The following is a 12,442-nucleotide window of genomic DNA, read 5'->3' as shown; positions in this document are numbered from 1 at the left end:
GAGGAGGTATTATATGCTGAACATTTTAGCAATTCTAAGTGCCCTTGGTATTTTACTTTTAAAAGAGCTTTTTACACTTTTAGGATTTTTAACTGACAGTGAAGCCTTTCCTCAACCTTTAACTCCTGAAGAAGAAGAAAAGTATTTAGAACTTTCCAAAAAAGGAGTTAAAGAAGCAAGAGATATTTTAATTGAAAGAAATTTGCGATTGGTAGCCCATGTGGTAAAAAAATATTCCACAAAAACCGAGGATTTGGAAGATCTAATATCCATTGGAACAATAGGCCTTATCAAGGCAATTGACACTTACGACAAAGAAAAGGCCAATAGGTTGGCTACCTATGCGGCAAGATGTATAGAAAATGAAATATTGATGAATCTCCGGTCAACTAAAAAATTAAAAAATGAGTTCTTTTTGCAGGAGCCCATAGGAGTAGATAAGGAAGGTAATGAAATATCGCTTTTGGATATTCTGGGAAGTGATACCGATGCAATTTTAGATGAAATTGCAAATAAATTGGAACAAAAGAGAATTGTTGATAAGATAAAAAATTCTTTAAAAGGAAGGGAAAAAAAAGTTCTTGAACTGCGTTTTGGTTTAAACAACGGTATTGAAAGGACCCAAAGAGAAGTAGCAAAAATTCTGGGCATTTCCCGATCCTATGTATCAAGAATAGAAAAAAAGGCAATAAAAAGATTATCCGAAGAACTCCTGAATAAAAAAAGCTGCGATTAAAAGTCGCAGCTTTTAAAGTTAATAGTTTTCTTTAATTATTTTAGCAATTTCTCTTCCTTTTTCAATAATAGCTTTTTCCTCGTTTTCGTCGGGAGTCATATTTATTAACAGGGGATCACAGAGGATTTTTACACCAATTTCTTTCATTTTTTCGTTTAAAGCTTTTACACCTATACCGGCCCATCCGTAAGTACCGAAAGCCATACCCATCTTGCAACCGGGTTTTATCATTTCCAAAAAGGAAAGAAAAGCATTCATTAAAGGATGATACCCTTTTACAAAAGTGGGGCTTCCCAAAAGTACAGCTCCGGCTTCCAGGGTTTCGGAAATAGCTTCCGAAAAGGGGAAATTTGCTAAATCTATAACTTTAACTTCCACATTCTCCCTGCTTATTCCTTCGCTTAGAAGCTTTGCAATTTTTTCTGTTCCCTTCCACATGCTTACATAAGCTATAACCACCTTTTTGGTTTCGGGATTTAAAGACCATTTTTTATAGTAGGATATCATTTCTTTAACCGCATGACCTTTTAATATTGGACCGTGAGAAGGAGCGACAATTTCAGGGGATAAATCCACCACCTTATCTATTCCTTTTACAGCTTGTTCCCAGTAAGCCCTCATTAAAAAGGTATAATAATCCTTAGATTCTTCAATTATATTTGATACATTTTCTATTATTAAAGGTTCAGCGGGAATCTGAGTTCCCAAAAAATCCGTAGAAAATAGGATATTTTTTTCTGGAATAAAGGCAAAAGTGGTATCCGGCCAGTGCACCATGGGTGTTTCATAAATTTTTATTGAAAAGTCTTTTAATTTAATTACATCATTATCTTTTATTATATTTATCTTTTCTTCAGGTATTTTATAAAGCCTTTTTATAAAACCGGCACATTTTTTTGTACAGAGGATTTTTGCCTTCTCGGCGTAATTTAAAATATGGGGCAGGGAAGAGGAATGATCGTTTTCCGAGTGAAGTAAAAATATATAGTCTAAATTTTGAGCGGGTATTATTTCTTCTATATTTTTTAAAAAATCTTCTGCGTATTTTTCGTAAACCGTGTCTATTAATATATTTTTATCACTTAACACGAGATAGGAGTTATAGGACCCTCCGTTAACGGTAAGTCCGTGAAAATCCCTGAGTTGCCAGTCGTTCACTCCTACCCAGTAAATACCTTCCTGAATTTTTCTCATACAAAAACACCCCTTACATGTTCATCCAGTTCCAAACCTTACTTTCTTCTTCAGAATACCAGATTTCCGATTCCGATAAGTACCTGTAAACATTGTTTAAGGATTCGAAATGTTGTTTCTCTTGTTCCATCAAAGTTTCGAAAAACTCTTTTTCTGTTCCGATTGAATTTTTAGCAAAATCTTTATACATTTCATACCCCTTTTTTTCAAGCTCCATAGCAAGTTTATACCCTTCGATATGGTCAAGGGGTGCCTTTCGCTTTTCTTCATCCATTTCAAAATACACTTTTTTAATATCTTCTTCCATGTTGTTTATTTGCTTCAATTCTGTTAGTCCAATTTCAAAATTACCTTTTTCATAAATCTCTTCAATAAAACGGATATGTTCCTTTTCCTGCTCTGCCAAGGATTCAAAAAGTCTTTTAGCAAGGGGCTGATTCATCTTTTCAGCAATTTCTTTATAAAATTCAAAGCCTTTCCTCTCAAATTCAATGGCCTTTTTATATATTTCGTTCAATGTTAAGCCTCCTCTTTAAACATATCTTTGCCTGCACCGCAAACAGGGCAAGTCCAATCTTCGGGCAGGTCTTCAAAAGATGTTCCCGGTTTTATTCCATTTTCCGGATCGCCTTTTTCAGGGTCATATACATAACCGCAAACATCGCAAATGTATTTTTTCATTGTAATTTCCTCCCTTTGTATTTTTTTTATTTAATATATCAGTAATTCCATTATTTTTCAACATTATTTTAACGTTATTTTAAAATAATTTCAAAAACTATAAAAAAGATATTGACTAAAAGGAATTTAGGTATTAAAATACCTAAATAGAGGAGGTGAAAGAAAATAACCAATATCTTTAAAATGTCGGAAATGCTTTCTCTTGCTTTTCACAGTATGGCTTTAATTGCTTCAACGAAAGATGGAGAATTTCTAAACGTAAAGTCTATGTCGAAAAAACTGAATGCATCCGAAGCACATCTTGCAAAAGTAATGCAAAGGTTATCCAAATCCGGACTTTTGCGTTCCGTAAGAGGACCAAAAGGTGGATTTATTCTTGCAAAGAAACCCGAAGAAATTTCTTTGTACGAAATTTACGAAGCTGTAGAAGGCCCAATTAAAGAAAGTGATTGTCCTTTAGGATACGATAAAAAATGCTTTTTTAACGATTGTATTTTTGAAGATATTCTTGGAAAATTGAATAATGACTTTTTAGCTTTTATTAAAAATAAAAAATTAAGCGATTATATTTAAATAATTTGAGGAGGGGAAATATGTCCATGTTTTGCTTTCAGTGCCAGGAAGCGGCAAAAAATCAAGGGTGCACATTAAGGGGTGTATGTGGAAAATCGCAGGATACAGCCAAATTGCAGGACTTACTTATTTACACATTAAAAGGAATCTCTTATGTTAATCAAAAGGCAAGAGAAAAAGGAGTTGCCAATGAAAAAGTTGAAAAATTCATAATAGAGAGCCTCTTTTCAACTTTGACCAATGTAAATTTTGATGAAGAGTACTTTGTAAAAGCTATTGAAAAGGGATTATCAATCAGAGAAGAGATAAAATCGAAAGTAAAATTAGATGAAAATGAATTACCCGATGCAGCTACCTGGAAAGGCACAAAAGAGGAATTTCTTATGAAGGCGGAAAAGGTAGGAATTCTTTCCGAAGAAAACGAAGATATAAGGTCTTTAAAAGAATTACTAACCTATGGAGTTAAAGGAATAGCAGCTTATGCCTATCATGCATATGTTTTGGGTTATAAAAACGAAGAGATTTTCAAATTCATCGAAAAGGCTTTAGCTCAAACACTAAGAAAAGATATTTTTGCTGACGAACTTTTTTCTCTTGCTATGGAATGCGGAAAATATGCGGTAGAGACCTTATCACTTCTTGACGAAGCAAACACTTCTACCTACGGCAATCCGGAAATAACAAAAGTTAACATCGGTGTAAGGAATAATCCGGGAATATTAATCTCCGGCCACGACCTGAAGGATTTAGAGGAACTTTTAGAACAAACAAAGGGAACAGGGGTTGATGTTTATACTCATGGAGAAATGCTACCGGCCCACTATTATCCAGCTTTTAAGAAATATCCTCATTTTGCTGGAAATTACGGAAATGCATGGTGGATGCAGGATAAAGAATTTGAAAGCTTTAACGGGCCCATAATAATGACAACAAACTGCTTAGTACCTCCGAAGGAAAGTTATAAAGATAGGCTATATACTACAAATGTAGTAGGTTTCGAAGGGGTAAAATATATTCCAACAGGTCCGGATGGGAAAAAAGATTTCAGCCAGGTAATAGATCATGCTAAAAAATGCCAGCCACCGGTAGAAATAGAAAAAGGTGAAATTATCGGTGGTTTTGCTCACAATCAGGTGCTTGCATTGGCGGACAAGGTAATTGAGGCAGTAAAAACGGGGGCAATTAAAAAGTTTGTGGTAATGGCAGGGTGCGACGGAAGAATGAAAAGCAGGGAATATTATACTGAATTTGCAAAGGCCTTACCAAAGGATACGGTAATACTTACAGCGGGTTGTGCCAAGTACAGGTATAATAAATTGAATCTTGGCGATATAAACGGTATTCCAAGGGTCCTGGATGCCGGACAGTGCAACGATTCTTATTCCCTGGCGGTAATAGCCCTGAAATTAAAGGAAGTTTTTGGTTTAAACGATATTAATGAACTTCCCATAGTCTATAATATTGCATGGTACGAGCAAAAAGCGGTAGCCGTATTGCTGGCTTTGCTTTACCTGGGTGTAAAAAACATACACCTTGGGCCTACACTACCTGCATTTTTATCCCCCGGAGTGGCCAAAGTTCTCGTAGAGAAATTCAATATCGGAGGAATTTCTGATGTACAAAGTGATATAAAGTCTATGATCGGGTAGTAGAAATTTGGGAAGGGAAAAATTTCCCTTCCTTTTTTTGATATAAAAATTTGAACATAGATATGAAAGTTTCGAAGCAAATATATATATGCTATAATAAAATATATTGTATTTTGAGAAAGGGTAAAGTTTATATGATAAAATTTCTTGTGCCCGATATTTATTTAAACAGTGTTTATGATCTGGACTTAGAATTATTAAAACAAAAAAATATTAAGGGAATCTTGATTGATCTTGACAATACCCTGCTTCCCTGGAATTCTACAAAGATAGATGAAAAAATGACCGAATGGCTTATAAATGCAAAAAAAATGGGTTTCAAGTTTTGCATTATCTCCAACAACAGGGCGAGTAGAATTAAGGAATGCGCAGAAAAATTGGGAATACCTGCGGTCGAAGGTATTGCCTTTAAACCTGCAAAAAGGGTATATATTAAAGGTATGAAAATTCTTGGAACTGAAAAGGAAGAGACAGCGGTAATAGGAGACCAGCTTTTTACCGATATTTTGGGTGCCAAACGGCTTGGACTTTTTGCTATACTTGTTAGACCATTGGTGGAAAAGGAGTTTTTCTTTACCCGGTTTATGAGGAGGATTGAAGCAAAGATTCTTAAAAGGGTTTTGAAAAAAGAATCTGATAAAAATTGATATAAATCGTCAAAAAATGAAGGAATTATTCATAATATGTTGAAATAAAATATTAATCTTTAAAAGGTTTTGAGGTGCGAAAATGACAAAAAACAGGAAACGTCTTGGGGATATTCTTTTAGAAGGAAAACTGATAACCCCCGAACAATTAAATAAAGCCCTGGAAATACAGAAAAAAACCGGTGAAAGATTGGGAGAAATTTTGATAAAACAAGGTTATATAAGCGAAGAAGAAATGGTGGAAATTTTGGAATTTCAGCTGGGGATTCCCAAAATTAATTTACATAAATACCTTATTGAACCTGAAATAGTAAAGCTTTTACCGGAATCCATAGCAAGAAAATACACGGTATTTCCCGTAAAAGTTGAAAACAATACCCTCACCCTTGCTGTGAATGACCCTTTTAATATTATTGCAATAGATGATATAAAGATGCTTACCGGTTTAAATGTGGAAATAGTTCTGGCTACAAAGTCGGAAATAGAAAAAGCGATTGATAATTATTACTCATCCAAAGAAGTAATTCAAAAAGTGCTTCAGGAAATAAAAACCGAAATCGGAGCGACTGAAGATGAAAGCATTGGCATTGTTGATATCTCTGAAGAAGAGACCGCACCTGTTATAAGGCTTATTAATACCGTTATTAATCAGGCAGTAAAAGAAAACGCCAGCGATATACATATAGAACCTCAGGAAAGAAACATACGGGTTAGGTTCAGGATAGATGGTGAACTTTATGAAGTAATAAGATGGCCCAAAAATTTGCTTCCTTCGGTTCTAACGAGGATAAAGATCCTTGCGGGTATGGACATTACCCAGCGCCGTTTGCCTCAGGATGGGCATTTAGAACTTCAGATAGAAAACAACAACATTGATGTGAGGGTGTCCACCCTCCCAACCGTCCACGGGGAAAAAATAGTTTTGCGTATTTTTAATAGAAAACATTCCCTTTTGGGGCTTGAAGAACTGGGCTTTAATGGCGAACAAATCGAAATAATAGAGAGGATTCTAAAAATTCCTTACGGAATGATCCTTGTCACCGGCCCTACTGGGAGCGGAAAAACCACAACCCTTTATTCCATGCTGAACAAGATAAATAGCCCTACAAAAAACATTATTACTTTAGAAGACCCGGTGGAATATATATTAAACGGTATAAATCAGGTGCAAATAAATATGAAGACGGGTTTTTCATTTGCCAGCGGTTTGCGTTCGATTTTAAGGCAGGATCCGGATATTATTATGGTAGGAGAAATACGGGATGCAGAAACCGCAGATATAGCGGTTCGAGCAGCATTAACAGGGCATTTAGTGTTTTCAACCCTTCATACCAATAATGCAATAGGAACAATTACAAGACTTTTAGATATGGGGCTTGAACCCTATCTTGTTGCTTCATGCCTGGTAGGAATTATTGCACAAAGATTGGTGCGGAAAAATTGCCCTTACTGCAAGGAAAAATACGAACCCTTGCCCCACGAAAAGGCATTTTTTGATGATGAGAAAGCACTTTTTTTGTATAAAAGTAAGGGTTGCAACTTCTGCAGCAATACTGGATTTAAAGGTAGAACGGTTTTGGCGGAAATTCTACCTATAAGCGCTGAATTAAGGGAATTAATCGCAAAAAAAGCCCCCACCAGGGACATCGCAGAAAAAAGCCAAAAGATTGGTTTTAAGTCAATGAAAGATGTCGGACTGGAAATGGTTAAAAATGGGGTAACTACTTTAGATGAAATATTAAAAGTACTTTATTCGGAAGAGGATTGAATATGGAAGAAAAAAGGTTTTTGAAGATATTAGAAAAAGCTTTAAGTAAAAGAGCCTCGGATATACATATTTCGGTGAATCTTCCTCCAGTTTTAAGAATTGATGGAAAACTTTCCATAATGGAAGATGAAGAAAAATTTTCCGTGAAAGATTTGGAAGGGTTAACAAGGATTATATTGACCAGAGAAAAATTTGATAAATTTAGAGAAAACGGAGAAATAGATTTTGCCTATTCAGTTAGCGGTTTGGGGAGATTCAGGGTAAATTTATACCTGCAGAGAGGCACTCCTGCCCTTGCCATTAGGACAATTTCTGACAAAATCCCCTCTTTTGAAGAACTTGAAATTCCTTCTATTTTAAAAAACTTTGCTTTAATGGAAAAAGGTTTAATAATAGTTACGGGACCTACTGGCACCGGCAAATCTACTACCCTTGCCGCTATGATAGATTATATAAACAAAGAGAGAAATTGCCATATAATAACCATTGAGGATCCGATAGAGTACCTCCACCGGCATAACAAAAGCATAATTCATCAGAGGGAATTAGGAGAAGACACCCGATCCTTTGATAGGGCTCTGGTTTCAGCCTTAAGGGAAGATCCCGATGTTATAATGATAGGAGAAATGCGGGATTTGAATACCATGGCTGCTGCTATTACCGCTGCAGAAACCGGGCACCTTGTCATGTCCACTTTACATACTTCCAGCGCTGCGGGTGCAATAGAAAGGATTATAGACATATTTCCACCCCATCAGCAAAATCAGATCAGGGTCCAGCTTTCAGATATTTTGCTCTGCGTGGTGGCCCAAAAGCTTTTACCTAAGGAGGATGGAGAAGGCAGGGTTGCGGCTTTTGAGATTTTAATTGCAACCCCTGCGGTAAAGAATCTAATAAGAGAAGGCAAAACGCATCAATTATTTTCGGCAATTCAGACTGGAGCAAGATTCGGTATGCAAACAATGGAACAAGCTATTCAAAACCTGTTTCAAAGGGGATTAATATCAAAAGAGGTTCACGATAAACATATTGCCGAGTTAAGCTTCATACAGTAGGTGAATTACATGTTAAATTTTTACTACAAGGGAATAAGTCCTCAGGGAGAAATAATTGAAGGTTTTTTTGAATGCAGCGAAAAAAGCGAAGTAGCAGAAATGCTCAAAAAAAAGGGATATATTCCCGTTAGGATTGAAAAAAGAAAAAATAAAAGCCTGATGGATACTCTGAGGCTATTCACATCCCGTATTGGTTTTAAAGATTTTGCGGTATTTTGCCGGCAGTTTGCCATTATGCTGGAAGCGGGAATTCCGTTAATTGATTGCTTAAATATTATTTCTCAACAAACTGCAAACCCGGTTTTCAAAAAGACCTTAGAAAAGATGGTGTACGATCTAAAAAGAGGCTTGACCTTAGCGGAAGCCTTTAAAAATCAAAGCAATATCTTTCCGGAAATTCTCGTAAACATGGTGGAAGCAGGAGAGGTAAGCGGTAGGCTGGATGATGTCTTGAAAAAAATTTCCGTTTACTTTGAAAACCTTTCAAAGCAGACGGAAAAAGTAAAAAATTCCTTAACCTATCCAATTGTGCTAAGTATCGTAGCTTTTTTGGTAGTTGTATTTTTAATGAACAGCGTAATTCCTACTTTTATCAACCTATTTTCGGAAGCAAAGGCAGAACTTCCCTTTACCACAAAGTTGCTATTGATGATAAGTCAGAAATTTAATATTATCTTGTTAATAATGTTACTAACAACAATATTATTAATTGTTACATATTACAAATTAATGGAAAATCCCCAGATAGCATTAAAATTGGACTACTATAAGCTTAACATACCTATAATAGGCAGGTATATAAAAAAAGGGATAACAGCAAACTTTGCCAATACCCTTGCGATACTTATTGCCAGCGGTATACCCATTTTAAAATCCTTAGAGGTTGCGGAAAGGGTAATACAAAACAGGGTGTTCAAAAAGGATCTGGAAAAGGCAAGAGAAGATTTAAGAAAGGGAAAAAGTTTATATGAAGCCCTTGAAAATAGTGAACTACCGGTGATGCTTATAAAAATGATAGGAGTAGGAGAGGAAGCAGGAGCTCTGGAAGATATGCTTACAAAAACCGCGGGATTTTTCGAAAACGAAATGGAATTTGAAAGGGAAAGACTGATGAGCTTGATAGAACCCGTGATGATAGTTTCTTTAGCATTAGTTGTAGGTTTTATAGTAGTAGCGGTAGTCATGCCCATATTTACAATATATAATTTTTATTAAGTCAAAAAATTTTTATTTAAAATTTCAATATAGAAAGAAAGGGGGTGCAAGGGGGCATGTTAATGAGAATTAGAAAAATGTTAAAAGAGAAAAAAGGGTTTACATTGATTGAATTGATTGTAGTTGTCGCAGTTCTTGGTATTTTGGCAACAATAGCAATACCGAGGGTTAAGAATATTACTGGAGATGCTGAAAGAAAAACTGCAGATCTTAATGCTGCTCAAATTAATAATGCTTTAGAAAGGTATTATGTGGAGAAAAATAATTATCCTGATGCTACAGATATAGATACTTTATTGGCTGATTCAGAATTTAAAAATTATATTTCAATCGATAGTAATGGAATAGCAAATTTAAAAAAATATTATCAATATGATTCTACAAATCATAGAATAGTTCCAAAATCCTAACAAAATCTAATCCCAACAAACTTCTTTTTAAATAATTATTGAATTCTTAAATAATTTATTTAATTCAAATATTATAATAATAATTGTTTCGGAGGGGTATAATGCTTTTTTCCTTTATCCTGGGTGCAGTAATCGGAAGTTTTATAAACGTTGTAGTCCACAGGGTTCCTCAGAAGATGTCCATTGTATATCCCTCCTCTCACTGTCCTTTTTGCAAAAAACGGCTTGGGGTTTTTGAGCTTATACCCATTGTAAGCTTTCTTTTACAAAAGGGACGGTGCAGAAATTGCGGTGAAAGGATTCCCATAAGGTATTTTTTTATAGAGCTCTTAACCGGAATCCTTTTTGGTCTTTTATTTTTTAAGTTCGGTTATAATTTAAGTTTTTTAAAATTCGCCCTTTTCGTAAGTGTACTTTTATCTTTAACCTTTATAGATCTGGAGTATTTCATTTTGCCCGACGAAATTATTATATTCGGGTTAATTTGCGGTATTATTTTTATTTTTATCGAGAAAAATTTTTATACTTCGCTTTTGGGCGGATTAATAGGATTTACCTTTATGGCAGTGATTTTCCTGCTTTCTCAGGGAGGAATGGGGGGCGGGGATGTGAAACTCGCCTTTTTGATAGGTCTTTTTACCGGGAAAAGCTTAATACTGCTGTCAATTTTAACTTCTTTTGTGATAGGGGCCTTTATCGGGATAATATTAATTCTCATCAAAAGAAAAAATTTAAAAGATCCCATCCCATTTGGGCCTTTTTTGAGTTTAGGCGCTATATTTTCGATACTTTTCGGGGAAGAATTACTAAACTATTATTTTCACCTTTTTTAAGAAATTTTGGAAAGAGGTTTAAATGAATAAAAATTCAGGTTTTACATTAATTGAATTGCTTATTATTATTACTATTTTTGGCATAATTACAACCCTTGCCCTGCCCAAATTTGAGTATACCTTAGAAAATTTTAAGCTAAATCTTGCCAGCGAGCAGGTGGCAAGGCATATTGCTTTGGCAAGAGAGAAGGCTTTGTCGGAAGGGGTTACGGTAAGATTAATTTTTGATTTGCATTCTAAGGACAATTATCAAATATTAGTTTCTATTCAGGGGAGCAAATTCGTTTTACCTCCCGGAGTAAAATTTTCATATACCAATTTTCCGGGTAATACTTTAGAGTTTTACCCTTCAGGAGTGCCTTCCCAGGGAGGAACCGTTGCAATTGCCGGTAAATATAAGACCTTTTATGTTATAATAACTCCCGTAACTGCAAGGGTAAGAATAGGCAATTCTCCTCCGGTTTATTAAATTTTTTGTATAATGGGGTTTTATTATGAAAGGGTATACCCTGGTGGAAGTTGTTTTAGCTGTTGCCCTCTTAGCTTTGATTTTTGTACCGGGCTATATGCTGTTAAACGATAATTTACTTACTGAAAGCGTAAGCGTGGATAAAACCGTTTTGACTTTTTTTGCAAAGCAAAAAATGGAAGAAATGCTTGCAAAAAGTTTCGGAGAACTTTACGCAAAAATTCCCGCTAATGAAAATTATTACGAAGAGGAAGAAAAGGATATCGAATATAATGGTCTTTTATTCAACAGAAAAACAAAAATTATTTTAAAAAATAACTACTTGCTTCAGCTGGTCGTAACTGTTGAGAGGAAAAACGGAAAAGGCGGGGCGGTTACAATTGCGACTTTTAAAGGAAGGTTTGATTAAAATTAAAAGGCATGAAAAGGGTTTTACCCTGATAGAGGTTATATTAACCGTTGCCATAATGGGACTGATTATATCAGCTGCTTTAGGGGCCTACAGAGGAACCTTATCAACCTACGGAGTAATATTAAAAAAAAGCGATATCTTTTTAAATGCCAGGACTGTTTTAACAAGAATTGAGGAAGATATTAAATATGCAAAAGAGTTAAATTTACTGGATGAAACGTATTCGGGAAGCGGTAATTATAAAAAAATAGAGATCGCATATATAAATTCCCAGGGGCAAAGAGAGACTGTATATTATTATTTTAATAGTGCCAGTAAGACGGTATTAAGAGAAAGCAACGGAACATCTAATCCTGTTGCACAAGTGGAAGATTTATTTTTTTCCTGGGAGGATAGGAATCTGAGTAAGGTAAAAATTGCTTTAAAATTGAAATACAATGAAACAGAATATGTTTTTTATTCCCAAATTATCCCTTTATCGTTATTATTGGATTAATAACATGATGATTTAAAGAGAGGATGAGGGGATGAAAACTTTAAAATTAAAAAATTTTATGGAAGATGTGGTCATTCAGATATTGGATGAAATTTTAACGGAAAAGAAGGATTTTTGTAACTGCGAAAGGTGCAGGCTGGATATCATGGCAATAGCATTAAACCATCTGCCTCCCAAATACACCGTTACGGAAGAAGGGGAGGTTTTTACCAAAATCCAATTATTAAGCCAGCAATTCAGGGCAGATGCCCTGGTAGAAATCGTAAAAGCGATAGAAATAGTGTCAAAAAATCCGCATCACTGA

Annotated in this window: 16 protein-coding genes; 13 read left to right on the top strand and 3 right to left on the bottom strand. The window is 35.2% G+C overall.

The window, feature by feature from the left end; translation table 11 throughout:
- Positions 1 to 13 precede the first annotated feature (13 nt).
- Positions 14 to 736, top strand: a complete 723-nt coding sequence (gene sigK / locus ACPLOV_RS04875; RefSeq protein WP_424908310.1) for an RNA polymerase sporulation sigma factor SigK — start codon at positions 14 to 16, stop codon at positions 734 to 736.
- A gap of 18 nt (positions 737 to 754) precedes the next feature.
- Here the strand turns inward: sigK and ACPLOV_RS04870 are convergent, their stop codons facing one another.
- From ACPLOV_RS04870 to rd, 3 genes are read right to left on the bottom strand one after another with little or no spacing between them, the layout of a single operon-like run.
- A complete protein-coding gene (locus tag ACPLOV_RS04870) occupies positions 755 to 1,930 on the bottom strand; it encodes an FprA family A-type flavoprotein (protein WP_424908309.1) in 1,176 nt (391 codons plus the stop codon).
- A gap of 13 nt (positions 1,931 to 1,943) precedes the next feature.
- On the bottom strand, positions 1,944 to 2,447 hold the full coding sequence (locus ACPLOV_RS04865) for a ferritin family protein (protein ID WP_424908308.1): 504 nt from the start codon (positions 2,445 to 2,447) through the stop codon (positions 1,944 to 1,946).
- Between the two features lie 2 nt (positions 2,448 to 2,449).
- A complete protein-coding gene (gene rd, locus ACPLOV_RS04860; protein WP_068748602.1) occupies positions 2,450 to 2,611 on the bottom strand; it encodes a rubredoxin in 162 nt (53 codons plus the stop codon).
- 192 nt (positions 2,612 to 2,803) lie between these two features.
- Between rd and ACPLOV_RS04855 the strand changes: the two genes are divergently transcribed.
- The 12 genes from ACPLOV_RS04855 to ACPLOV_RS04800 all read left to right on the top strand — a co-directional run bounded on the left by ACPLOV_RS04855 (position 2,804) and on the right by ACPLOV_RS04800 (position 12,442).
- Positions 2,804 to 3,184, top strand: coding sequence for an RrF2 family transcriptional regulator (locus ACPLOV_RS04855; protein ID WP_424908307.1), 381 nt, complete (start codon positions 2,804 to 2,806; stop codon positions 3,182 to 3,184).
- A gap of 20 nt (positions 3,185 to 3,204) precedes the next feature.
- A complete protein-coding gene (hcp, locus tag ACPLOV_RS04850; RefSeq protein WP_424908306.1) occupies positions 3,205 to 4,833 on the top strand; it encodes a hydroxylamine reductase in 1,629 nt (542 codons plus the stop codon).
- A gap of 134 nt (positions 4,834 to 4,967) precedes the next feature.
- Positions 4,968 to 5,480, top strand: coding sequence for a YqeG family HAD IIIA-type phosphatase (locus ACPLOV_RS04845; protein ID WP_424908305.1), 513 nt, complete (start codon positions 4,968 to 4,970; stop codon positions 5,478 to 5,480).
- Positions 5,481 to 5,562: 82 nt separating this feature from the next.
- A complete protein-coding gene (locus ACPLOV_RS04840) occupies positions 5,563 to 7,248 on the top strand; it encodes a GspE/PulE family protein (RefSeq protein WP_424908304.1) in 1,686 nt (561 codons plus the stop codon).
- 2 nt (positions 7,249 to 7,250) lie between these two features.
- On the top strand, positions 7,251 to 8,303 hold the full coding sequence (locus tag ACPLOV_RS04835) for a type IV pilus twitching motility protein PilT (protein ID WP_424908303.1): 1,053 nt from the start codon (positions 7,251 to 7,253) through the stop codon (positions 8,301 to 8,303).
- A gap of 9 nt (positions 8,304 to 8,312) precedes the next feature.
- Positions 8,313 to 9,518 carry a type II secretion system F family protein gene (locus tag ACPLOV_RS04830; RefSeq protein ID WP_424908302.1) on the top strand — a complete coding sequence of 402 codons (1,206 nt, stop codon included), beginning with the start codon at positions 8,313 to 8,315 and terminating at the stop codon, positions 9,516 to 9,518.
- Between the two features lie 62 nt (positions 9,519 to 9,580).
- Entirely contained in the window at positions 9,581 to 9,928 is a 348-nt protein-coding gene (locus ACPLOV_RS04825; protein ID WP_424908301.1) for a type II secretion system protein, read from the top strand.
- Positions 9,929 to 10,029: 101 nt separating this feature from the next.
- Positions 10,030 to 10,761: a prepilin peptidase gene (locus ACPLOV_RS04820; protein WP_424908300.1), complete on the top strand. Its 732-nt coding sequence runs from the start codon at positions 10,030 to 10,032 to the stop codon at positions 10,759 to 10,761.
- A gap of 22 nt (positions 10,762 to 10,783) precedes the next feature.
- Positions 10,784 to 11,230, top strand: coding sequence for a GspH/FimT family protein (locus ACPLOV_RS04815; RefSeq protein WP_424908299.1), 447 nt, complete (start codon positions 10,784 to 10,786; stop codon positions 11,228 to 11,230).
- Between the two features lie 25 nt (positions 11,231 to 11,255).
- Entirely contained in the window at positions 11,256 to 11,639 is a 384-nt protein-coding gene (locus tag ACPLOV_RS04810; protein ID WP_424908298.1) for a prepilin-type N-terminal cleavage/methylation domain-containing protein, read from the top strand.
- Positions 11,611 to 12,138, top strand: coding sequence for a PilW family protein (locus tag ACPLOV_RS04805; RefSeq protein ID WP_424908297.1), 528 nt, complete (start codon positions 11,611 to 11,613; stop codon positions 12,136 to 12,138). Before ACPLOV_RS04810 ends, ACPLOV_RS04805 begins: the two co-directional genes overlap by 29 nt.
- A gap of 31 nt (positions 12,139 to 12,169) precedes the next feature.
- Positions 12,170 to 12,442 (top strand): late competence development ComFB family protein, encoded by a 273-nt coding sequence (locus ACPLOV_RS04800; RefSeq protein WP_068748591.1) that lies wholly within the window; start codon positions 12,170 to 12,172, stop codon positions 12,440 to 12,442.

The organism is Thermovenabulum sp., from assembly GCF_049723235.1.
Classification (GTDB): domain Bacteria; phylum Bacillota; class Thermosediminibacteria; order Thermosediminibacterales; family Thermosediminibacteraceae; genus Thermovenabulum.
Note: the sequence above shows the minus strand (reverse complement) of the source record. Positions and strands in the feature narration are given on the sequence as shown.